Consider the following 22,824-nt stretch of genomic DNA (forward strand, 5'->3'; position numbering starts at 1 on the left):
GAACGGCCCTGCTGAGCAGCAACGATCCATGGCACGCCTGGGTTCCCGCGCGTGATTTCGATTTTCAAACCCGCACGGGGGCGTCACCTGCGATCCAGCGGGCGACACGACGGACAGGCCTTCGGTCCCACATTTCGGACGTAGCGGACCGGTCAGCGCGACGAATGGCTGGATCGCCATGTGAAGAAATTCACGAACTTTCCCGCAGGGCCCCGGGCGCGCCCCGGCCCCGGACCCCACGAAGGGGCTCCGGGGCCGGGTCGGTAAGCCTCGCACCGGGCTAGGAGGCGATACTCCAGGCGATGCCGTCCAGGATGTCGTGTTCGCTCACGACGAGCTCGGCGGCGCCGGTCCGCTCCATGATCTCCAGCAGCTCCAGCGCGCCGGCCGCGATGACGTCCACCCGGCCCGGGTGCATCGACGGGATGGCCGCACGCTCGGCGTGGGTGGCGGCGAGCAGCTCGGAAGCGACCCGGGCCACGTCCTCGCGGGTGATCCGCGCGTGGTGGATCCGCTCGGAGTCGTAGCCGGGAAGGTCCTGGACGATCGCCGACACCGTGGTGACCGTCCCGGCCAGACCGACCAGCGTCGCCGCACCGGTCAGCGGGACGACCTCCTCGGCCTTGTCCAGCTCGGCCCGGACGTGCGCCCGCGCCTCGGCGACCTGCTCCGCCGAGGGCAGCTCGGCGCCGCCGAAGTGCCGCTCGGTCAGCCGGACGCAGCCGATGTCGACCGAGCGGGCGGCCCGGACGTCCTCGGCGCCGAGCACGAACTCGGTGGAGCCGCCGCCGAGGTCGAAGACCAGGTACGGCGCCGGGAACTGGCCGCCGGTGAGCTCCTTGGTGGCGCCGACGAAGGAGAGGTGCGCCTCCTCCTCGCCGCTCACCACCTCGGGCCCGACGCCCAGGATGTCGCGCACGCCCTTGGCGTACTCGTCACTGTTCTCGGCGTCCCGCGAGGCGCTGGTGGCCACGAAGCGGATCCGCTCCGGGGCCACCCCGAAGCCGGCGATCACCTCGGCGTACTCGCGGCAGGCCGCGAAGGTGCGGGCCAGCGCGTCCGGGTGCAGCCGGCCGGTCCGGTCCACGCCCTGACCCAGCCGGTTGATCACCATCCGGCGGTCGAGGTCGGTGATCGCCCCGGTCTCCGGATCGAGGTCGGCGACCAGCAGGCGGATCGAGTTGGTACCGCAGTCGATCGCGGCGACCCGGGTGACACTCATGCGTCGGGCTCCTCGGCATTCTCCTGCGCGGCCCGCTTGGCGGCGCGTTCGGCGGCCTTCTGCTGCTTGGCGGCGATCACGGCCTCGTGGTCCTGCTGCTTGGCACGGTTCCTCGCGACCCGCTCGCCGGCGGCCTCGACCTCGTCGGGGGAGACGCAGGGGCCCTTGGCCCACCAGTCCTCCAGCATGCCGATCGCCTCGTCGCCGAGCGGGTTGACGCCCTCACCGGCCGCCAGCGAGTGGCCGACCAGCACGTGCAGGCACTTCACCCGGTCCGGCATGCCGCCGGCGCTGGGGAAGCCCTCCAGCACCTCGATGGCGTCGCGGCGCGCGATGTAGTCCTCGTGCGCCTTCTGGTAGGCGGCGGCCAGCTCCGGGTCCTCGGCGAGCCGGGCGGTCTGCTCCTTCATCACGCCGTCCGCCTCCAGCGTGCCGATCAGCGAGGCGGCCTTGGGGCAGGTCAGGTAGTAGAGCGTCGGGAACGGCGTGCCGTCCGCGAGCCGGGGGGCCGTCTCCACGACGTCCGGGTTGCCGCAGGGGCAGCGGTGCGCCACCGAGCGCAGGCCGCGCGGGACCCGGCCGAGCTGGGCGGCGATGGCCGCGACGTCGGTGTCGGAGACAGAGGGGTGGTTCTCAGTGGTCATGGGGGGAGCTGGCTCCAGCAGGGGCAGGGGCGGGTGAAGAGGGCGGGGCGAGAGCGGCGGTGTCGGCGGCGTCCACCGAGTCCCAGACGCTCGCGTACCAGGGCTTGGCGGCCTTGGCCGCGCCGTCGGAGGGGGCGGGCGGGACGGCGGAGGACTGGGTGGCGCCCCGGCCCGCCGGATCCACCGCGATGTACGGGGTCTCCCCCGGCATCGCGTAGTGCAGCCGGCTGCGGGCCTGCGCCTTGACGTACTCCGGGTCCTGCCAGCGGGTCTTCTCCCGGCGCAGCTGCTCGACCTGTTGCCGGGCGTGCTCGGCCTTCGCCCGCTGGGCGGAGATCTCGGAACGCTGGGAGATGAACTGCCTGGTCGGGTAGGCCAGGATCGCGACCAGGGAGCAGAGCACCAGGACGAGGACGGTCGCCCGGCTCGTGAAGCGAGGCCGGGCGGCAAAGCCCGGGATCCTCCAGCCTGCCATCTCCCGTGTCCCCTCCTGATCGCGACGGTGCCCCGCCGTCCACCCTACGGGGTGAACGGCGGGGCACCGGTCAGGCTTGCGCTACTGGGCGCGATCGGCCCTCGTGACGGGCCCGGGCCGACGACTGCTCGGCCGCGCGGCTACTACTCGGCGGAGCGGAAGCGCGGGAACGCGCCGCGGCCGGCGTACTCGGCCGCGTCGTCGAGGATCTCCTCGATGCGCAGCAGCTGGTTGTACTTGGCGACGCGCTCGGAGCGGGCCGGGGCGCCGGTCTTGATCTGGCCGCAGTTGGTGGCGACGGCGAGGTCGGCGATGGTGACGTCCTCGGTCTCACCGGAGCGGTGCGACATCATGCAGCGGTAGCCGTTGCGCTGGGCCAGCTCGACGGCGTCCAGGGTCTCGGTCAGCGAGCCGATCTGGTTCACCTTGACCAGCAGCGCGTTGGCGGTGCCGGTCTCGATGCCCTTGGCCAGGCGGGCCGGGTTGGTGACGAACAGGTCGTCGCCGACCAGCTGGACCTTGTCGCCCAGCTTGACGGTCATGGCCTTCCAGCCGTCCCAGTCCGACTCGTCCAGCGGGTCCTCGATGGAGACCAGCGGGTACGCGGCGACGAGCTCGGCGTAGTACTCGATGAGCTCGGCAGCGGAGAGCGCCTTGCCCTCGAACTGGTAGGCACCGTCCTGGTAGAACTCGGAGGCGGCGACGTCCAGGGCGAGCGCGATGTCCCGGCCGGGCACGTAACCGGCCTTCTGGATGGCCTCGGTGATGAGGTCCAGGGCCTCGCGGTTGCTGTCCAGGTTCGGCGCGAAGCCGCCCTCGTCGCCGAGGCCGGTGGACAGGCCGCGCTCCTTCAGCACGCCCTTGAGGGTGTGGTAGACCTCGACGCCCCAGCGGACGGCCTCGGAGAAGGACTCCGCGCCGATCGGAGCGATCATGAACTCCTGGATGTCGACGTTGGAGTCCGCGTGCGAGCCACCGTTGAGGATGTTCATCATCGGGACGGGCAGGACGTGGGCGTTCGGGCCGCCCAGGTAGCGGAACAGCGGCAGGTCGCTGGCCTCGGAGGCGGCGTGCGCCACGGCGAGGGAGACGCCCAGGATCGCGTTGGCGCCGAGCGAGGACTTGTCCGGCGTGGCGTCCAGGTCGAGCATGGCCTGGTCGATCAGGCGCTGCTCGGTGGCGTCGTAGCCGACCAGCTCGGGGCCGATCTGCTCGATGACGGCCAGGACGGCCTTCTCCACGCCCTTGCCGAAGTAGCGGTTCTTGTCACCGTCGCGAAGCTCCAGCGCCTCGAAGGCACCGGTGGAGGCACCCGACGGGACAGCGGCACGGCCGGTGCTGCCGTCGTCGAGGCCGACCTCGACCTCGACCGTGGGGTTGCCACGCGAGTCGAGAATCTCACGGGCTACGACGACATCGATGGACGGCACGAGGCATCTCCTAGCGGAAGCAGGTTCGGCTGACGATGGGTGCTGTCGGCCGGATGGTTGCGGAGTCGTTACGACCAGAGCCTAACCGCACGGGCTCCCGGGACCACGTCGACCTCGGTCCCGTCTCAGCGTGTGGCCGGGCTACCCACCGGTAGTTCACCTGGTTGTCCCACGAAATGCGGCCGGATGCGGACGAAGGGGGCCGAACCGGCCCCCTTCGTGGCGTCACCGCACGGGGAGTCACCACACGGGCGGTCAGCCGAGGTCGAGCTGCTGGCCCGGGAGGATCAGGTTGGGGTCGGTGCCGACGGTGCCGCGGTTGCCGTCGTACAGCGTCTGCCAGCCGCCCTCGACGCCCTGGGCGGCGGCGATCGTCGACAGGGTGTCACCGGACTGGACGGTGTAGCCGTGCCCGGTGCGCTGCTGGGCGGCGGGAGCGGCCGCGGCCGGGGCGCCGTGGGCGGCGGCGGGGCGGCTGTCCTGGCCCGCGTACCCGCTCGTCTGCTGGGCGGCCTGCTGACCGGCGTACTGCTGGTAGACGCTCTGGTGGCTGGTCCAGTACCAGGCGCCGTCGCTCTGGTACCAGAAGACCTTCGCGTCGGCGTCCCAGCCGGGCTGGCCGGCGAAGCCCGGAGCCCGGTCGTCCTGCTGGGCGGGCTGCTGGGCGGCGGGCTTCGGGGCCTGCTGCTGGGCCGGCTTCTGGGCGGGCTTCTGCGCCGGCTTCGGCGCGGGCTTCGACTGGGCCGGCTTGGCGGCGGCCGTCGGCTCGGCGTCCGAGGAGGTGTCGACCGAGGCCGCGGCCCCGCCCTTGGCCAGGCCCGCCTTCTGGGAGCAGACCGGCCAGGCGCCCGGCCCCTGCGAGGCGAGGACCTTCTCGGCGACCGAGATCTGCTGCGCCCGGCTGGCCTGGTGGGCCTGCGGCGCGTACGAGGTGCCGCCGAACGCCTTCCAGGTGCTGGAGGTGAACTGGAGGCCGCCGTAGAAGCCGTTGCCGGTGTTGATGCCCCAGTTGCCGCCGCTCTCGCACTGGGCGACCGCGTCCCAGGTCGAGGCCGGGGCGGCCGAGGCGCCGGTGGCGGTGAGGAGCGGCAGGGCGAGTCCGACGCCGGCCACGCCGGCAACGGCGATGGCCTTCTCGGTCTGGGTGCGACGACGGTGACGGCCGGTTCCGACGAAGAGCATGGGGAAGTCCCTCTCCGCACGCCTGCGAGGTGAGCTGTCGGGTTCGGACCGGGAGGTGGCCCGGCCGCACGACGCGGACGCCTTCTGCCCGCGCGGGCGGCTTCACCCCAAGCCGTGGGGGACGGCAACAAACCTGGTTCCCCCGCCCCTGCCCAAGGGTTCTGGTCGGTTTCCCGTAACGCGGCGGGCAGGATTCGGCGTTCCGCGCACGAGGTCCGCAGCTGCGAACTCCAGGGAGGGTAGACAGATCCTCACATCAATAACAAGCTCATATCGCAGGTATCACACATAAATTACGGCGCGTGGCCGATCGCCTACCAACGACAGGGCTATGTCCGGTTTGATGCTGATTCATACCCGCTGCGAAGGCGTGTCGGCGACACCCCGTCAGCGTGTCGAGGTCTCGGCGCGACGAGATCGAGACACCGCCGGGGGTCGCCGGACGGATTTGCTCAGAGCCCGTCCACCGGTACCGCGGAGGGCTTCTCGGGGGTGAATTCCACCGGGAGATCGCGCAGTCCACGCATGATCAGGCCACCGCGCCAGCGGAGCTCCTCCGGGTTGGCGGCGAGTCGCAGATCGGGCAACCGGGTGAGCAGGGTGGTGAGCGCCGCGCGCCCCTCCAACCGGGCCAGCGGAGCACCGATGCAGTAGTGGATGCCGTGCCCGAAGCCGAGGTGCGGGTTGTCCGTCCGGGCCAGGTCGAGGGTGTTCTCGTCGGCGAACCGCGCCGGGTCCCGGTCCGCCGCCGCGAGCACCACCAGCACCGGATCGCCGACCGGGATGTCCACGCCGCCGATGGTCAGCGGGCTGGTCGCGAACCGCCAGGTGGCGAGCTCCACCGGACCGTCGTAGCGCAGGAGTTCCTCGATACCGGTCTCCAGCAGCGCGGTCTCGCCGCGGGCGATCGAGTCCTGGAGCAGCGCCCGCTGCCCGGGGTTGCGCAGCAGGGCGTAGGTGCCGTTGCCGATCAGGTTCACGGTCGTCTCGAACCCGGCGAAAAGGAGGATGAAGGCCATCGCCGCGGCCTCGTTCTCGGTCAGGTGCTCACCGTGGTCGCTGGCCCGGATCAGCCCCGAGATGAGGTCGTCGCCGGGATCGGCCCGCTTGCGGTGGATCAGCTCCGCCAGGTAGGCGCGCATCCGCTTGACGGCGCGTCCCACCCCGCCGCGCTGCCCGCTGCCGTGGCGGATCATCATGCCCGCCCAGTCCCGGAAGTCGTCCTGGTCCTCGGCCGGCACGCCGAGCAGGTCGCAGATCGCGTAGATCGGCAGCGGGAAGGCGAACTCGTGGATCAGGTCCGCGGAGCCGCGCTCCGCGAAGCCGTCGATCAGCCGGTCGGTGAGCTGCTGCACCCGGGGCTCGAACTCCGCCACCCGGCGCGGTGTGAACGCCTTCGAGACCAGCCGGCGCAGCCGGGTGTGGTCCGGCGGGTCGATGTTCAGCAGGTGGGTCATCAGATTGGCCTGGCGCTCGCCGGGGATGCCGACCCGGCCGCTGCGGTGGGCGTGCCCGCTGTGATGGGCCGGGTTCTTCGAGAGCCGGCTGTCGGCGAGCGCCTGCCGGGCGTCCGCGTACCTGGTCACCAGCCAGGCCTCGACCCCGCTCGGCAGGGTGGTGCGATGCACCGGTTCGTGCTCCCGCAGCCACGCGTACGCCGGGTACGGGTCGGCGGCGAACTCCCAGGTGAAGAGCGGCGGGCGGGCTGAATCGGGCTGAACTGGCATGTGTCGACCGTATCCGGTGGGGAACCCCGGCGCGGCAGGCGTGAGCCTGGTCACCTGAGGGGTAATCCCTGTTGCGGAGGGTCAGGACCTGCCTACGATCCTCCGCAAGCAAAATGCGTGGGCGCCGGTGCGGAGCCGCCCACAGGGAGGAGCGCACCATGCGGGTCACCGGGGCAGTCGTGGTCATCGCCGTACTCGCCGGCGGGTCGGGAGCCGGCCTCGCCCGCCGGTTCACCGCTGCGGGCGCCTCCGGCGTCCTCATCGCCGACCAGCAGGTCGGCATCGCCGAGGACCTCGCCACCGAACTCGACCGGCCGGGCTGCCCGGTCGTCGGCGTCTGCGGCGACATCCGCCGCCCGAGCGACATCGCCGCCCTGGTCGACACCACCGAGAAGCACCTCGGCCCGATCGACCTGTTCTGCGTCGCCGGGCCGGGCGGCGAGCGCGTCGTCTCCCTCGCCGAGCTGCCGGACCACCTCGACCTGGAGCGGCTGGCCGAACTGCTCGCCCTGGTCGGCGAGGCGATCGCCGAGGTCGTCGACGAGGTGGTCCCGGTGCAGCGCCGGGCGGTGGAGGACGTGGCGGCGGTCTGACGGGGGCGCGGCGGGTCGCGGTGCGGGCGCCGTGCCCGGGCGGCGGTCGCGGTGCGGGCGTGCCCGGGCGGCGGTCGCGGTGCGGGCGTGCCCGGGCGGGGCCGCTCGGGGCTACTCGGGCTTGAGCCCTTCGGCGGCGCGCACGGCGTCCCGGTAGCCGCGGGCGGCCGCCCGGAGCGCGGCGTCCACGTCCACCCCCGCGTCGAACGCCCGCTGCGCCACCGCGAGCAGCAGCCGGCCCGCCGACTCCGCCGTGAGCTCCGCGGGCAGCTCGTAGGCCGCGTCCGGCACACCGGTGAAGCCCGCCCGGCGCACCCGGGACACCAGCTTCGCCGCGTACGCCAGCGCGGGAAGACCGGCCGGCACGCCGTCCAGCACCGACTCGCGCTCCGACTTCTCGGCGGCCTTCAGCGCCTCCCAGTTCGCCTCCACCTCAGCGGCGCCCTCGGCCTCGACGTCCCCGAAGACGTGCGGGTGGCGGTACATCAGCTTCTCGACGATGTCACCGGCCACGTCGTCGATGGAGAACGCGTCGGTGGGGTGCTCCTCGGCGATCCGGGAGTGGAAGAAGACCTGGAGCAGGACGTCGCCCAGCTCCTCCCGGAGCGTGTCGCGGTCCCCCTCCTCGATCGCCTCGACCAGCTCGAAGGACTCCTCCACCAGGTACTTCACCAGGCTGGCGTGGGTCTGCTCGGCGTCCCAGGGGCAGCCGCCGGGCGAGCGAAGGCGGTCCATCACCGAGACCAGGTCCAGCAGCCGCGCGCCCGGCAGGTCGTACGAACCGGGCAGCACCTCGATCTCGGGCACCTCGCCCGCGTGCTCGACCGCGAGGCGCGCCAGCGCGTCGGTGAGCCCCGGGTCGCCGTCCGGGCTGCCCAGCCAGACCGTCGGCCCCGAGGCGGCCGGCTGTCCGGTCAGCAGCCGGGCGAGCGTGGGCGCCGAACCGGGCGCCACCACCTCCACCTCGACCCCCGCCTGCCGCACCGCCGGCAGCTGCGGGTGCGCGGCGTCCCCGGCGAGCACCCGCCCGGCCGACCGCAGCGCCTCCCAGGCGGGCCAGGCCAGCAGGCCGGGAGCCACCCGGTGGGTGGTGGTGAGCAGGATCAGCTTGGCGCCCGGAAGATTCGTCACACCCCGAACCTACCCGGCCCCGGTGAGCCCCCGCCTCCACGTTCCGCCCGGCCAGGGGGACGGCGGGGCAGGTGCCGGTCAGGCCGCGTACCGGGTATCGCCCGGCCCGGGGGCGGGTGCCGGTCAGGGTCCGGCACCGCACTCCGCCCGACCCCGAGGCGACGGCTGGCCCGTGCACCGGCCGCGCCCCACCACCCGCCGCCTGACCCGGAAGACGACGTCGGGGTGTGTGCCGGCCCACCGCCCCGCTCCGCCTGATCCCCCCGATCCCCCCGATCCGCCCGATACAGAGGGGCAGCGGCAGAACCGGGTGCCGGTCCGGCCCCGCCCCCACGCTCGAAGGACGGCGGCAGGCCGGTGGCCGCCACCCGTCCCGTGCGGCGGCAGGGGCGCGTACCGGGCGCGGGGCGTGGAGTGGGAAGTCGGCCGGTCCGACTTCCTGTGCTCGTCGGGCCTGAGGGTCAGCCGGCCAGCCAGGGCGGGGTGTCGGGGAGGAGGGCGACCCGGTCGGCGTTCCAGGTGCCGTAGCGGGGGTTGACGCGCAGGTGGAGGGCGGCTTCACCCAGGGCGAGGCGGACGGTGTGGTCGCCCGCCGGGGTGGCGGCGTCCTGGCCCGTGGCGGCGGCGAGGCGGCGGATGCTCAGCTCGCGACGGAAGTAGTCGTCGACGCCGGGACCGGCGACACCCCGGGCGGCCAGGACGCGGGCGAGCGGGCCGGCACCGCCGTACCGGTCCTGCGCCGCCGTCCGGGCCGCCGCCACCTCCGCACCGCCCACCGCGAGCCTGCGGTCGGCCAATGCGCGGGCGACGACCGCGTCGAGCACCAGGTCCGCGACGGCCCGTCGTACCAGTCCGTCCGGCGGCCGGCGGGCGTCCGCGGAGGCGCCGCCGGCCACCTCGCGCAGCTCCGCGACCCGGGCCTCGACGGCCGCCACCGGGATCCGCCGGCCGTCCAGCACGGCCGCCGTGCCCGGCGTCAGCCCGTCGGCCCCGCAGGCGGCCAGCGTCGGGACGGCGAGCAGGGCGCCGACGACGAGGGCGGTCCCACGGTGCATGGCTGGTCTCCGGGGTGGGGGGCGGCAGGCGTTCGGAGGCGCCTTCCCGCGAGCGGCCGGACGGTGTCCCGAGGGTAGGGCGGCCCGGCCCCCTCGGCGCGGACCGTGCCCCGAACGGCTCACCCGGCGTGCGGCGTCAACCCCGACGATCGTCCAGGTCTCCCCCTGCCTTTCGACCCGGGCCTCGGTCCCCCGGCCACCCCTACCGTCCTGACCATGACGAACAGGTCCAGGAAGAGAGCGGTCAGGACGAGGACGGTCGAGACGGAAGCGGTCGGGGCCGGAAGGGTCGGGGCGAGGAGGGCGACCGGCACCCGGGTGGCGGTAGCGGTGGCGGTGCTGGGCGCGGGCACCGCCGTGGTCGGGTGGCTGGCACCGACGGGCGGTGGGCGGGCCGGGCACGGCGGGCCGGTACGGGTGACCGGCGGCGCGTCCGCCGACGGCTACCGGCGGGTGGCCGATGTCGTCGTCGACGCGCCGCACCGGCTCGCCTCGCTGCTGGAGCCCGCCAGCGAGGCGGGGTTGCTGGTGCTCGGGCTGCTGCTGGTGCTCTGCTGGTGGACGGCCCGCGGCCGACGCGACGCCGACGCGGTCGCGGGGGTCGCGCTCACCGGGCTCGGCACCGTCCTCGCCTACGGGGCGAGCGAGGTGCTGAAGGTCGTGGTCGACGAGGAACGGCCCTGCCGCGCCCTGCCCGACGCCCTGTCGGCACACCCCGTCGTCGCGCACTGCCCGCCGCCGGGCGACTGGTCCTTCCCCAGCAACCACGCGACCCTGGCCGCCGCCCTGGCGACCGGTCTGGTCCTGCTGCGGCCGCGCTGGGCCCTGCTGGTCGTCCCGGTCGGGGTCGCGACGGCCGGGCTGCGGGTGGCCGCCGGGGTGCACTATCCGCACGACGTGGTCGCCGGGGCCGTTCTCGGCGGGGCGATCACGGCGGCGGTGATCGTCGCGCTCCTGCCGCTCGCCACGGCGGCGGTGACGTCGCCGGTCGGGACACGGGTGCTGGGCCCGCTGGCGGCGGCGCGGCCGTCAGGCGCGCGGACCACCCGCGCACGCTCCACCGGTGGTCAGGCCGGCCTCGTGGGCGAGGACGGCGGCGGCCGCCCGGTTGGCCACCCCGAGCCGCGCCAGGACGGAGCTCACATGGGCTTTCACGGTTCCCTCCACCACCCCGATCCTGCGGGCGATCTGCCCGTTGGACAGCCCGGCGGCGATCAGCGTCAGCACCTCCCGCTCCCGGGTGGTCAACGCGGCCACCTGTTCAAGCGCGGCGGAACGGCGGTCGGCCGGCCCGCCGGCTCCGGTGGCGGCGAGGTGGGCGACCACGCGCGCGGCCACCTTGGGTGAGAGGTAGGCGGCGCCGTCCGCCACCGCCCGCACCCCGGCGATCAGTTCCTCCGGCTCACCCGACTTGATCAGGAACCCGTTGGCGCCACCGCCGAGGGCCCGCAGGATGAAGTCGTCCTCGCCGAAGGTCGTCAGCATGACGATCCCGGTGGCCGCGCCGGAGCGGCGGATCTCGGCGGCGGCGGTGATGCCGTCCGTGCCGGGCATCCGGATGTCCAGCACCGCGACATCGGGGCGGTGGCGGCGGACCAGCTCGACGGCCTCCCGGCCGTCCCCGGTCTCGGCGACGATCTCGATCCCCGGATCGGTGGTGAGCACGGCGCGGACGCCGGCCCGGACCATCGGCTCGTCGTCGGCGATCACCACCCGGATCGGTGTACCGGCGGCGGCCCGCTCGCCGCCGCTCATCCGGCGCTCACGCGATCAGCGCTTCCAAGGAGATCAGTACGTCCCGTTGGAAGCAGAGCCGGTACGCATCGCCGGAACGGTCGTCGTCGAACGGCTCGGCGGTGATCGCGTAGTACTCGCACGTCACTCCTTCTCCCCGGGGTGGCGGGTTCCCCACGGACGGATGGTACGGAAACTGATGGGCAGGCAGAAACCGCTGGACCGTCGCCCGGTCCTGACCGATCCGCAGCGACGCGTAGTCCGCCGGCTCCAGCACGGCACGGCCGGCCGTGTAGATCGTCCACCCCCGCAGGACGGCGGTCAGCGCCAGCACCGTGACCAGTGGCACCAGTACGGTCGCCGCCATCATCCGGCCCACCCGGCGGCGGGCGCGGCTGAGTTCACGGATGGGGGAGACCGGGGCGGGCCCGGGCGGCGGAGTGACTGCGGCGCCGGCGCGCGGCAGGTGGGCGAGCACCTCGAACCCGCCGCCCTCGGCGCGCGACCCGTACCGGAAGGTGCCGCCGGCCAGTCTGACCCGCTCGGCCAGGCCGATCAGCCCACGGCCGCCCGCGTTCGGAGCAGCCGGTGCTGCCGGTGCTGCCGCCGGACCCACCGGTGGCGGCCCGTTCACCACCTGGACGCGGACGCCCTCCCGCGTGTGGGCGACCCGCACGCCGACCCTCGCCTGAGGGGCGTGCTTGGCCGCGTTGGTCAGCGCCTCCTGGGTGACCCGGTACACGGCGTGCTCCACCGCGCGCGGCAGAGCGTCCGCCGGGCCCGTCATCGTCAGGCGGACCTGCAGCCCGGCGGCGGCCGCCTCCTCCACCAGGTGGGCGACCCCCGCGTCGGCGGGGCCCCGGGCGGCCTCGCCCGCCGCGTCCGTCTCCTCCCGGAGGATGCCGATCACCTCGGCAAGGCGGTCCACGGCCGCTCCGGCGCCCTTGCGGATCTCCTGGGCCGCCTCCCGGTGCGCCGGGGCGAGGTCGGGTGCCAGCTTCAGGGCGCCGGCCCGCAGGGCGATCAGGCTCAGGTCATGACCGAGGGCGTCGTGCATGTCCTGGGCGATCCGGGCCCGCTCCCGCAGCCGGGCCTGCTCCGCCACCAGTTGCTGCTCGCGCTCCAGCCGCTCCGCCCGCTCCCAGCCGGCCCGGACCAGTTCCTGGGACTGCCGCCAGAACCGGCCCGCCATCCAGGGCGCCATGCCCGCGCAGACCACCAGCGAGAGGAAGGACGTCCCCGGGACCATCCAGGCCGGTACCGCCAACGCCACCGTCACCCCGCCCGCCACGACCACGGCCAGCACGGTCACGGCCCACCGCACGCGATCCGTCCGCCACCCGGCCAGGAACGCCGTGGCGATCGCGGGCAGCGCCCACCAGATGCTCACCGCGCACGCCCCCGTGGCCACCGCCGTACCCACCAGCAGCGCCCCGTCGAGCCACCTGCTCCACCCGCTCCACCACTCACCGTTCGCCCTCACGGCTACGACAGTAGGAGGCGGGCAGCAGCACCGAATCTGCCGAAAGTCATACCCGGCCCAGGCGAGCCGACCCAGCGGGCCACGCTGCTCGCCCGACTCACGCTGCACGCGCGCAGGAAGTCGGCCCCGCCGACTTCCCACTCCAGCTCAACGGGCCGGCGGCCAGGGAGCGGCGCGCGGGCCGGGGAGTGTGGGGTGTTGGCGGTGCGGTGCGGTGCGGTTGGGAGGGGGCCTGACGGCGCAGCAGTTCACCCAGCTCGCGTGGCTCCTCGCCGGTCACGGGCGCGGTCCCGGGCGCGGTCCCGGGCCGGACCGGGGGTCGACTACGGGGCCGGGTACCCGTAGCCGGGCGCGGGCGGCGGGGCCGGGGCCCCGAAGGACGGGCCGTACCCGGAGACCGGTGCCTGCGGGTAGGCCGGGCCGGGCACGGGCGGTCCGTACGGTGCGGCGGGCGACGGGTAGTACGCCGCCGCGGCGGGCGCCTTCGGCCGGCCCGCCTCCCAGACCGCGCGCAGGTCCATCGCCAGGAAGTGCAGCGGTGCGCCGAGCCACATCAGCACCATGGCCACCATGCCGACGGTGTCCGCGGTGGGCGCGTCGCCGGTGCCGCCGGCCACACCCGCGCAGACCAGGTAGGTGAGGAACAGTGCGGCGAACACCGCCGCACCGAGGATGTCGTACGCCCGGCGGCGGCGGACCGCCAGCAGCAGCGAGGGGATCATGCCGAGCAGGCCGACCGTCACCAGCGGCGTGAGGACACACAGCACCCGGCCGAGCACCCCGTAGGGCCCGGCCGCCTCCCCGGGCCGCCGGGCCGGACCGGGCGGCGGCGGAGCGGGGTACGGCACCGTGCCCGGCGCCCCGCCGTGGGGCAGGCCACCGGGGAACGCGCCGCCGGGCGGTGGTCCGAACTGCCCGGGGTACTGCCCTGACATGTGCGCTCCTGAGCGGGTGAGGACGGCGGTCAGCCGCGGCACGGACGAACCCCGCACACCGTACCGTCCAGCACCGACCCGCCGGCGGGCTTCCCGGGCCCCGGTCCCAGGGCCCGGAGTCAGGAACGAGGATCCGCGGCACAGCAGAGAGCGGCGGCCCCGGGCGCATCGCCCGGGACCGCCGCCGCACATCCGCCGGAGCGGGCCGCTACTTCTTCGACCCCGCCAGGTCGTCGAACATCGCGGACAGGAACTCACGGCACCAGCCGAGCAGTTCCCGCCCGACCAGCGGCTTGCCGCCGATCCGCCCGGTGGACGGCCGGGGCACCAGCAACTGCTGGGCCGCCGCCTTCACCTGACTGCGCGGGTAGAGCCGGTTCAGCCGCAGCTGCTGCGACTCGCGCAGCTCCACCGGCCCGAACCGGACGTTGGCGCCGGCCAGCGTGATGTCCGCGATGCCGCACCGGCGGGCGTACAGCCGCAGCGCGGCCACCAGCAGCAGGTTCTCCACCGGCTCGGGCAACTTGCCGTACCGGTCGACCAGTTCGTCCCGGACCTGCTGGATGTCCTGCTCCGAGTTGACCGCCGCGATCGAGCGGTACGCCTGCAGCCGCAGCCGCTCGCCCGGCGCGTAGTCGTGCGGCACGTGGGCGTCCACCGGCAGCTCGATCTTGACATCCAGCGGCTCCTCCTCCGGCTCGCCGCCGCCGGACAGCGACTCCCGGAACTCGGCCACCGCCTCGCCGACCATCCGCATGTAGAGGTCGAAGCCGACGCCCGCGATGTGCCCGGACTGCTCGCCGCCGAGCAGGTTGCCGGCGCCGCGGATCTCCAGGTCCTTCATCGCCACGTACATACCGGCGCCCATCTCGGTGTGCTGGGCGATGGTGGCCAGCCGCTCGTGCGCCGTCTCGGTCAGCGGCTTCTCCGGCGGGTACAGCATGTACGCGTAGCCGCGCTCGCGCCCACGGCCGACCCGGCCGCGCAGCTGGTGCAGCTGGGAGAGCCCGAAGGTGTCACCGCGCTCGACGATCAGGGTGTTGGCGTTGGAGATGTCGATGCCCGACTCGACGATCGTGGTCGACACCAGGACGTCGAACTCCTTCTCCCAGAAGTCGACGACCACCTTCTCCAGCGCGGTCTCCCCCATCTGCCCGTGCGCGGTGGCGATCCGCGCCTCGGGGACGAGGTCCCTCAGCCGGGCCGCCGCCTTGTCGATCGACTCGACCCGGTTGTGGATGTAGAAGACCTGGCCCTCGCGCAGGAGTTCACGCCGGATGGCGGCCGAGATCTGCTTCTCGTCGTAGGGGCCGACGAAGGTCAGCACCGGGTGCCGCTCCTCCGGCGGGGTGGTGATGGTGGACATCTCCCGGATGCCGGTGACCGCCATCTCCAGGGTGCGCGGGATCGGCGTGGCGGACATCGTCAGCACGTCCACGTTGGCCCGCAGCTTCTTCAGCTGCTCCTTGTGCTCGACGCCGAAGCGCTGCTCCTCGTCGACGATGACCAGGCCGAGGTCCTTGAAGCGGGTCTCCGAGGAGAACAGCCGGTGGGTGCCGATGACGACGTCCACCGAGCCCTCGAACAGGCCCTCCAGCACGGCCTTCGCCTCGCTGTCGGTCTGGAAGCGGGAGAGCGCCTTCACCGTCACGGGGAAGTTGGCGTACCGCTCGGCGAAGGTGGAGAAGTGCTGCTGCACCAGCAGCGTGGTCGGCACCAGCACCGCCACCTGCTTGCCGTCCTGGACGGCCTTGAAAGCCGCCCGCACCGCGATCTCGGTCTTGCCGTAGCCGACGTCGCCGCAGATCAGCCGGTCCATCGGGACGGACTTCTCCATGTCCGACTTGACCTCGGCGATGGTGGTCAACTGGTCGGGCGTCTCCGCGTAGGGGAAGGCGTCCTCCAGCTCGCGCTGCCACGGGGTGTCCGGGCCGAAGGTGTGACCGGGCGCGGCCATCCGGGCGGAGTACAGCTTGATCAGGTCGGCGGCGATCTCCTTGACCGCCTTCTTGGCCCGCTGCTTGGTCTTCGCCCAGTCCGCGCCACCGAGGCGGTGCAGCGTGGGGGCCTCGCCGCCGACGTACTTGGTGACCTGGTCCAGCTGGTCGGTCGGCACGAACAGCCGGTCGCCGGGGTGGCCGCGCTTGGCCGGCGCGTACTCCAGCACCAGGTACTCGCGGGTGGCCCCCTGCACCGTGCGCTGCACCATCTCGACGTAGCGGCCGACGCCGTGCGCCTCGTGGACGACGTAGTCGCCGCCCGCCAGTGCCAGCGGGTCGATCGCGTTGCGGCGCCGGGAGGGCATCCGGCGCATGTCCTTGGTGGAGGACTTCTGCCCGGAGAGGTCCGTCTCGGTGATGACGGTGAGCTTGAGCGCCTCGTCGACGAAGCCGTGCTCGATCGAGCCGCAGGCGACGTAGACGACGTCCCTGGTCGGCGCCTCGCCGAGGTCGGCGACCAGCCGGGCCGGGATGCCCTCGTTGCCGAGCACCTCCGCGAGCCGGGAGGCCGGGCCGTGGCCCTCCGTCACCATGACCACCCGCCAGTCGGCGGCCAGCCGCTCCTTGGCGTCGGCGATGGCCCGGGCGGTGTCGCCCCGGTACGCCTCCACCGCGTGCATACCCAGGGTCAGGGTGTTGACGTCGAACTCCAGCACCTCGCTGATGCTGGACTCGCTGGTCGCGAAGGGGCTGACCGACCACCAGGGGAGCCCGATCTCGGCGGCGTGCTCGCGCACCTCCGCGAGCGAGCGCAGCGAGGCGGCCGAGACGTCGATCGTCTCCAGGTCGATCGGCCGGTCCCCGCCGGCGGCGGCCGCCACCCAGGAGGCGTGCAGGAACTCCTGGCTGGTCGCCACCAGGTCGGCCGCCCGGGTGCGGACCCGCTCCGGGTCGCAGACCACGGCCACCGATCCGAGCGGGAGCACGTCCATCAGCAGTTCCATGTCGTCCACCAGGACGGGCGCCAGCGACTCCATGCCCTCGACCGCGATGCCTTCGGCGATCTTGTCCAGGATCTCGGCCAGCCCCGGCTGCTGGGCGGACAGCTCGGCGGCCCGCGCCCGCACCTCGTCGGTCAGCAGCAGCTCACGGCAGGGCGGCGCCCAGAGGCCGTGCTCGGCGATCTCCAGCGAGCGCTGGTCGGCGACCTTGAAGTACCGGATCTCCTCGACCTCGTCGCCCCAGAACTCCACCCGCAGCGGGTGCTCCTCGGTCGGCGGGAAGACGTCCAGGATGCCGCCGCGGACGGCGAACTCGCCGCGCTTCTCGACCAGTTCGACCCGGGCGTAGGCGGCTGCCGACAACCGCCGGGCCACCGCCTCCAGATCGTGCGACTCACCGCGCAGGACGGCCACCGGCTCCAGCTCGGCCAGCCCCTTGACCTGCGGCTGGAGCACCGAGCGGACGGGGGCCACGATCACCTGCACCGGTCCGGCCGCCGGGTCGTCCGCCCGCGGGTGCACGATCCGGCGCAGCACCGCCAGCCGGCGGCCGACCGTGTCCGAGCGCGGCGAGAGCCGCTCGTGCGGGAGCGTCTCCCAGGCCGGGTACTCGGCGACCGTGTCGGGCGGCAGCAGCGAGCGGAGCGAGGCGGCGAGGTCCTCGGCCTCCCGGCCGGTCGCCGTGACGGCCAGCACCGGGCGGCCGCGCTCCCCGGCCGACTGCGCGGCCATCGCGCGGGCCAGCGCGGCGATGGCGAACGGCCTGGCGGCGGGCGGGCCGACCAGGTCCAGGTGGTGGCGAGCGCCGGCCGCGGTACCGATCGCGGTCGCGGCCTCGATCGCCTCGGCGAGCGCCGCGTCCCGCGCGACGACATCGAGCAGTCCGGTCAGGCTCATCAGGAGTCTCTTCTTCGTGCCGTGGCTGGTGCCGCCCGGGCGGCACCAGCCTGCCGGGGCAACGCGAACGGCCCGGCGCGCCGAGCGGCCGGGGGTCTCCAGCCTACGCCGCAGGGCCGACACGCACGCGGCGCACGGGCCCGGCGGGGCCGCTGGACGGGTGCGGCGGGCGCGGGGCCGGACCGGGCCGGCGCCCGGACGGGGACGAAGCACCGGCCGCACGCTGCGGCTGCGCCTCCGCGATCCGCCACGAACTGGACATACTCCTGTCACTGGCCGTCCATGGAGATCGCGCACCATGGTGACTGTGCCCGCCGCACCCAACCGTGGGGGATGGCTGCGGAGGGCACAGTCGCACACCCGATGGGGGTCGGGGGTGCGAGGCCGGGCGACCCTGGGTGGGGGCGCCCGCCCAAGCGCCGGGAACCGTGGCGCCCTTTCCTGGAGGGCGCCACGGGTCTCGGCCTCTTTCGTGGTGCGCGGGCACCCGCTCCGCGCGCCCGTCCCCCGCCGCGCACCCCCCTTCCGCGCCCTCGCCGCACCGCGCACCCCGGCCACGCTCCCCGCCGCACCGCGCCCCCGGCCACCACCCACCGGACCTCCACGCCCGCGCGGCCACCACCCCGGCCACCACCACCTGAACGGCCGCCGCCCGCCCGCGCGGCAGGGCTCCGCCCACTTCACCGAAAGGCCACGCGGCCCGGCGCCGCTCCCTACCCTGTGGTGAAGGCCGTGTGGGGATGCCCCGGAGGGGACCAGGGGGCGTCGCGATGGAGGGGGTTCTTCGTCATGCGCGTTGTCATCGCAGGTCAGGGGTATGTGGGGCTGCCGCTGGCGGTCCGGGCGGCCGAAGTCGGCTATCAGGTGGTCGGCTACGACGTGGACGAGCGCCGGATCAAACGGCTGGCCGTCGGCGAGTCCTACGTCGAGGACATCCCGGCCCCCCGGCTGCGGCCGCTGCTGGAGAACGGCAGCTATCTGCCGTCCGCCGAGCCGACCGACGTGGCCGGCTTCGACATCGCGGTGATCACGGTCCCGACGCCGCTGCGCGACGGGGTGCCGGACCTCTCCTACATCGAGGCCTCGGCCCGGCTGCTCGCCCAGCACCTGCGCCCGGGCGCCACGGTCGTGCTGGAGTCCACCACCTACCCGGGCACCACCGAGGAGCTGCTCGCGCCCCTGCTGGAGGAGGGGTCCGGGCTGGCCGCCGGCCGGGACTTCCACCTCGGCTACAGCCCCGAGCGGATCGACCCGGGCAATCCGACCTGGCGACTGGAGAACACCCCGAAAGTGGTCTCCGGCATCGACCCGGCGGCGCTGGCGGCGGTCGACGGCTTCTACGGGCGGCTGGTCGAGCGAACCGTCCCGGTCTCCTCCTGCAAGGAGGCCGAGCTGACCAAGCTGCTGGAGAACACCTTCCGCCATGTGAACATCGCGCTGGTCAACGAGCTGGCGATGTTCGCCCACGACCTCGGCATCGACGTCTGGGAGGCGATCGACGCCGCCTCCACCAAGCCGTTCGGCTATCTGCGCTTCACCCCCGGGCCGGGGGTCGGCGGGCACTGCCTGCCGATCGACCCCTCCTACCTGTCCTGGCGGGTGGAGCGGGCGCTCGGCCAGTCGTTCCGCTTCGTCGAGCTGGCCAACGACGTGAACAGCCACATGCCCGACTACGTGGTGCGCCGGCTCGCCGAGGCGCTGAACGAGCGGCAGCGCTCGGTCAAGGGCTCCCGGGTGCTGCTGCTCGGGCTCGCCTACAAGAAGAACACCGGCGACGCCCGGGAGACCCCGGCCGCCCGGGTCGCCGAGCTGCTGACCCGGATGGGCGCCGAGGTCCGGGCCGCCGACCCGCACGTGGTCGTCGGGGTGCACGTCCCCGAGCCGGTGATCCCCGGGCAGCGGGCGGCCGAGCTGGACCCGCACGGCGACCCGTTCGCCGCCGTCCGCCGGGTCGAGGCGACTCCGGAGGAGCTGGCCGGGGCCGACGCGGTGGTGCTGCTCGCCGACCACGACGAGTTCGACTACGAGGCCGTCACCGCGCACGCCCGGTACGTGCTGGACTGCCGCCGCCGGCTCTCGGGCGCGACGGTCGAGGTGCTGTAGGGCCGGCCGGCCGGCCCGCGCGAACGCGGTGCCGGGCGTCCGCACCCGCCCGGCACCGCGCACAAGGGATCCGGCCCGCCCCGGCTCCCGGTGACTACCAGCGGGACAGGTTGATGTCGTACATCGTCACCTGGTGGCCCTGGTTGCCGTTGAAGTCGTACTGCTCCCAGTTGAAGACGGTCCAGGAGCCGAGGCCACCCCCCAGATAGGTGATGACCCGGTTGTTGCCCGCATCGATCCGGTCCACGTTGTAGACCCGGACGGACATCCAGCCGTCATTCGCGAAGCAGAGCCGGCCGCTGTAGCCGTAGTTGTACACCTTCGCGAAATCGGTGCGGTTTCCGCATTCGACCTGGCTCACCGCGTTCGCGCCGGTCGTCGGCAGCAGTGCGGCGGCAGCGGCGGTGAGAACGGCGAGGGCACCGATCCGGCGGGCCAGGACATTTCCGGTGCGGCGATCCCTGCGGGGATTTGCGGGATTTGTGCGGCGAATCATGAAACCCCTCCATCGACAGCGGTTGCGACTCCAGAGATTTACATGGGGTCCGGTCGCCGAACAGCTGATTTCCGGCCAAGCCGAAACCCCCGGGACGGGCCGCCGGGCCGGGGTCGAGCGGAATGCGCTAGGGTCCGAACAAGCTTGCCGTGCCCGAGGATCGGAGCAGACGATTGGCACGTCCACCACATTTCGGACGATTCGCCGCCATCACCCTGGCGGCCGTGCTGTCGGCCATTTCCGCAGGCTGCGCCGAGGATACCGGGGGGAACTCGGTGAAATCCGCACCGACGCCCCCCGCGATCGGCACCCCTGAACCCCCGGAATCCGGCCGCGCCGGAATGACCGGACTGCCGCTTTCCGCTTATCAGGCCAATGACCAGGTGGCCGTGAAAGAGATTCAGGCCAGGAATATGCTGGTCGTCTCCTGCATGCAGCGGGCCGGATTCACCGGTTTCGGCGGTGACGGCCTCCAGGCGGCGCAGGCCCCGGACAACGCGACGGCCCTGCCGGCCGGCGCCTGGGGGTACCTCGGGGCCGAGGCCGCCGCCGTCCAGGGGTTCCACCCCCCGAAGCGGGCGCTGCCCCGGCCCGTCGCGCCGGCGGCCGGCCCGGCCGAGGCCTACGACGCGGCCCGGGTCGACTGCGACCGGCAGGCGGCGGAACGGATCGGCTCGCCGCCGGGGCCCGGGGCCGAGCTGGTCGGCCGGCTCTTCGACGAATCGATCGGGGCGACCGGCCGCGACACCCGGGTGGCCGCGGCGACCAGCGAGTGGTCCACCTGCATGGCCGCCGCCGGCTTCCGCGTCGACGACCCGGCGGCCCTGCCGGAGCGGTACCGGGCGGTCGCGGAGATCACCCCGGGCGAGCTGGCGACGGCCCGCGCCGACGCCGACTGCACGGCCCGGAGCAATCTGGCGGGGATCTGGTTCGCCGTGCTGGCCGGCTACCAGCGGCAGCAGATCGACCGGAACGCGCAGGCCCTGACCGCCCAGCAGGAGGCGGTCAGGGCCCAGGACGCGAAACTCACCCGGCTGGTGGCCGGCGGCTCGTGAGGCCCTCACGGGGTCACGAGCCGCCGGGCCACCCGGTGCCGGGACCGGCGCTCGCGGTGCCTCAGCGCCGCCGGTTGAGGCCCACCGTGTGCGGGGTGGCGTAGTCGCTGCCGTCGTCGACGATCACGATCTTCGGAATGATCCGGGTCTCGTCCTCGGCGGGCCGGCCCGGCGCGTCGGCCGCCTCTTCGTCGGCCACCTCGTCGGCCGCGGTCGCGGCCGACCCGCTCGGCGGCGTGCTCGGCGTGCTCGGCGGCGTGCTCGGCCGGGGCGGCACCCCCGCCGGGGCGGCGGGGGCCACCGGACCGGGCGCGACCGGTCCGGGGCTGACCGGCCCGGTGGCAACCGCGCCGGCGACGGCCGGAGCGGAGTCCGCCGGAGCGGAGTCCGCGGCCGGGGCAGCATCGTCGGGAGTGGCGTCGTCGGGAGCGGCGTCGAAGGGACCCACCGGGCCGGGAGTGACCGGCAGCACCGCGGTGGCCGCCTCGGTGACGGCCCGCTGCCCGCCGCCCACCGCGACGGTCTTGCGCAGGTTCGCCACCGCGATCTCGCCGGTGTCCGCCTCGGAGTCGACCGCCGGCGCGGGCCCGGCCGGGGTCTCGGCCGCCAGGTCGGGCTCGATCGCGCCCACCGCCGCGCCGGTGAGCGAGGCGAGGGTGCCCTTGATGTGGTCCAGGTGCTGCTGCACCGTCTCCTGCCGGGCGGCGAACTCGCGCTGCTCGCGCTCGCTCTCCGCGTTGATCCGCTCGGCCTCGCGCCGGGCCTGCTCGATCAGCTGGTCCGCCCGGGCCTGCGCCTCGGCGTCGGACTGCTTGATCTGCCCGAGCACGGTCTCCCGGTACTGCTCGGCCTCCTTGACCCGGCGCTCCGCGGTCGCCGAGATCTGGGCGTCCTCGGCGTCGGCCCGGGCCTCGGCCGCCGCGAAGGTCTCGTCGGCCTCCCGGCGCAGCTCGGCGAGCTTGGCCTCGGCCAGCTCGGAGGCCTCGGCCGCGGCGACCCGCACCTTGGCGGCATGGCCGGTGGCGGCGTCCCGCACGGCCCGGCTCTCGCGGTCGGCGTCGGCCCGGATCGCCTCGGCCTCGGCGCGGGTCCGCTCCTCGGTGCGCCGGGCGGCCTGGTCGGCCTCGGCGCGGGTGGTGGCGGCGTACTCCTTGGCGGCCTGGCCGAGCGCCTGACCGGCCTCGTAGACCTCGTCGCGGAGGTCCTCGGCGAACCGCTCGGCGGCCTCCCGGACCGCCCGGGCCTCGTTCGCGGCCATCGTGGCCAGTCCGGCGGCCTGCTCGCTGAGCACCTGGTAGTCCGGGTCCGGAGCGTCGGCGGCGGCCTGCCGGATCTCGGCCAGCCGCCGCTCCATCTCCCGGATTCCGGCGCCCAGCACGCTCAGCCGTTCCCACGCCTCGTCCCGTTGGGCGGTGAAAACGGTCAGGGCTCGGTCGACCTGCTCGGGCGCGTAACCGCGCCGGGCAGCGGTGAAGCCGTGCTGGGGGACGGCATCGCTCATGGGCTCTTCCCCTCGTGTCGCGGGCTGCGGAGCCCATGATCGGACGGAACGGACGGATCCGGAACCGGATCCGGAAGGCGGTCCGGAATCGGACGCCGTACGGATCGGAACGCGGCGAGGAATGGACGAATAGACCCATCCTCTTGACCTATTTTGCGCAGATCAGGGCGAAACCCCAACGAGGCAGAGCCGCGACGGCACGCCGAAGGGGTCGTTCCGG

At 73.9% G+C, this 22,824-nt stretch carries 18 protein-coding genes, 1 pseudogene and 1 riboswitch; of the genes and pseudogenes, 4 read left to right on the forward strand and 15 right to left on the reverse strand.

Annotated elements, in window-relative coordinates; all coding sequences use genetic code 11:
* Positions 1–280: 280 nt before the first annotated feature.
* From ACZ4UX_RS24070 to ACZ4UX_RS24095, 6 genes are all read right to left on the reverse strand, one after another.
* Positions 281–1,222, reverse strand: coding sequence for a Ppx/GppA phosphatase family protein (locus ACZ4UX_RS24070; protein ID WP_465708187.1), 942 nt, complete (start codon positions 1,220–1,222; stop codon positions 281–283).
* Complete coding sequence (locus ACZ4UX_RS24075; protein WP_380390315.1) at positions 1,219–1,884, reverse strand: DUF501 domain-containing protein; 666 nt, start codon at positions 1,882–1,884, stop codon at positions 1,219–1,221. Before ACZ4UX_RS24075 ends, ACZ4UX_RS24070 begins: the two co-directional genes overlap by 4 nt.
* Positions 1,856–2,341, reverse strand: coding sequence for an FtsB family cell division protein (locus tag ACZ4UX_RS24080; protein WP_380390291.1), 486 nt, complete (start codon positions 2,339–2,341; stop codon positions 1,856–1,858). Before ACZ4UX_RS24080 ends, ACZ4UX_RS24075 begins: the two co-directional genes overlap by 29 nt.
* A 143-nt stretch (positions 2,342–2,484) precedes the next feature.
* Entirely contained in the window at positions 2,485–3,771 is a 1,287-nt protein-coding gene (gene eno, locus ACZ4UX_RS24085; protein WP_329489343.1) for a phosphopyruvate hydratase, read from the reverse strand.
* A 255-nt stretch (positions 3,772–4,026) separates the two neighbouring features.
* Positions 4,027–4,953 (reverse strand): transglycosylase family protein, encoded by a 927-nt coding sequence (locus ACZ4UX_RS24090; RefSeq protein WP_465708188.1) that lies wholly within the window; start codon positions 4,951–4,953, stop codon positions 4,027–4,029.
* A 5-nt stretch (positions 4,954–4,958) separates the two neighbouring features.
* Positions 4,959–5,131: riboswitch (cyclic di-AMP (ydaO/yuaA leader) on the reverse strand.
* Positions 5,132–5,405: 274 nt separating this feature from the next.
* The gene (locus ACZ4UX_RS24095; RefSeq protein WP_465708189.1) at positions 5,406–6,680 is read right to left on the reverse strand and encodes a cytochrome P450 family protein; all 1,275 of its coding nucleotides are present in this window, start codon (positions 6,678–6,680) and stop codon (positions 5,406–5,408) included.
* Positions 6,681–6,838: 158 nt separating this feature from the next.
* Here ACZ4UX_RS24095 and ACZ4UX_RS24100 point away from each other — a divergent pair, with 158 nt between their 5' ends.
* Positions 6,839–7,273 carry an SDR family NAD(P)-dependent oxidoreductase gene (locus ACZ4UX_RS24100; protein WP_329489340.1) on the forward strand — a complete coding sequence of 145 codons (435 nt, stop codon included), beginning with the start codon at positions 6,839–6,841 and terminating at the stop codon, positions 7,271–7,273.
* 111 nt (positions 7,274–7,384) lie between these two features.
* On the opposite strand, the gene ACZ4UX_RS24105 is transcribed toward ACZ4UX_RS24100, so the two are convergent.
* The 3 genes from ACZ4UX_RS24105 to ACZ4UX_RS24115 form a co-directional block, all read right to left on the reverse strand.
* A complete protein-coding gene (locus tag ACZ4UX_RS24105; protein ID WP_352296682.1) occupies positions 7,385–8,404 on the reverse strand; it encodes a nucleoside triphosphate pyrophosphohydrolase in 1,020 nt (339 codons plus the stop codon).
* Between the two features lie 461 nt (positions 8,405–8,865).
* Positions 8,866–9,459, reverse strand: coding sequence for a SurA N-terminal domain-containing protein (locus ACZ4UX_RS24110; protein ID WP_465708190.1), 594 nt, complete (start codon positions 9,457–9,459; stop codon positions 8,866–8,868).
* A 443-nt stretch (positions 9,460–9,902) separates the two neighbouring features.
* Complete coding sequence (locus ACZ4UX_RS24115) at positions 9,903–10,070, reverse strand: hypothetical protein (protein WP_465708255.1); 168 nt, start codon at positions 10,068–10,070, stop codon at positions 9,903–9,905.
* A 49-nt stretch (positions 10,071–10,119) separates the two neighbouring features.
* On the opposite strand from ACZ4UX_RS24115, the pseudogene ACZ4UX_RS24120 reads away from it, so the two are divergent.
* Positions 10,120–10,347: pseudogene (locus ACZ4UX_RS24120) on the forward strand (phosphatase PAP2 family protein); the annotation flags it as partial.
* 141 nt (positions 10,348–10,488) lie between these two features.
* On the opposite strand, the gene ACZ4UX_RS24125 reads toward ACZ4UX_RS24120, so the two are convergent.
* The 4 genes from ACZ4UX_RS24125 to mfd all read right to left on the reverse strand — a co-directional run bounded on the left by ACZ4UX_RS24125 (position 10,489) and on the right by mfd (position 17,449).
* Positions 10,489–11,214: a response regulator gene (locus ACZ4UX_RS24125; protein WP_465708191.1), complete on the reverse strand. Its 726-nt coding sequence runs from the start codon at positions 11,212–11,214 to the stop codon at positions 10,489–10,491.
* 7 nt (positions 11,215–11,221) lie between these two features.
* Complete coding sequence (locus tag ACZ4UX_RS24130; RefSeq protein ID WP_465708192.1) at positions 11,222–12,676, reverse strand: sensor histidine kinase; 1,455 nt, start codon at positions 12,674–12,676, stop codon at positions 11,222–11,224.
* A 323-nt stretch (positions 12,677–12,999) separates the two neighbouring features.
* Positions 13,000–13,611 carry a hypothetical protein gene (locus tag ACZ4UX_RS24135; protein WP_465708193.1) on the reverse strand — a complete coding sequence of 204 codons (612 nt, stop codon included), beginning with the start codon at positions 13,609–13,611 and terminating at the stop codon, positions 13,000–13,002.
* Between the two features lie 208 nt (positions 13,612–13,819).
* Positions 13,820–17,449 carry a transcription-repair coupling factor gene (mfd, locus tag ACZ4UX_RS24140; RefSeq protein WP_465708194.1) on the reverse strand — a complete coding sequence of 1,210 codons (3,630 nt, stop codon included), beginning with the start codon at positions 17,447–17,449 and terminating at the stop codon, positions 13,820–13,822.
* Between the two features lie 789 nt (positions 17,450–18,238).
* Here mfd and ACZ4UX_RS24145 point away from each other — a divergent pair.
* Entirely contained in the window at positions 18,239–19,552 is a 1,314-nt protein-coding gene (locus tag ACZ4UX_RS24145) for a nucleotide sugar dehydrogenase (protein ID WP_465708195.1), read from the forward strand.
* Between the two features lie 94 nt (positions 19,553–19,646).
* On the opposite strand, the gene ACZ4UX_RS24150 is transcribed toward ACZ4UX_RS24145, so the two are convergent.
* On the reverse strand, positions 19,647–20,048 hold the full coding sequence (locus ACZ4UX_RS24150; protein ID WP_329489332.1) for a beta/gamma crystallin domain-containing protein: 402 nt from the start codon (positions 20,046–20,048) through the stop codon (positions 19,647–19,649).
* Between the two features lie 389 nt (positions 20,049–20,437).
* On the opposite strand from ACZ4UX_RS24150, the gene ACZ4UX_RS24155 reads away from it, so the two are divergent.
* Positions 20,438–21,103 carry a hypothetical protein gene (locus ACZ4UX_RS24155; RefSeq protein WP_465708196.1) on the forward strand — a complete coding sequence of 222 codons (666 nt, stop codon included), beginning with the start codon at positions 20,438–20,440 and terminating at the stop codon, positions 21,101–21,103.
* A gap of 61 nt (positions 21,104–21,164) precedes the next feature.
* Here ACZ4UX_RS24155 and ACZ4UX_RS24160 read toward each other — a convergent pair whose 3' ends face one another.
* Complete coding sequence (locus ACZ4UX_RS24160) at positions 21,165–22,604, reverse strand: hypothetical protein (RefSeq protein ID WP_465708197.1); 1,440 nt, start codon at positions 22,602–22,604, stop codon at positions 21,165–21,167.
* Between the last annotated feature and the right edge of the window lie 220 nt (positions 22,605–22,824).

This window comes from Kitasatospora sp. NPDC028961 (genome assembly GCF_055564815.1).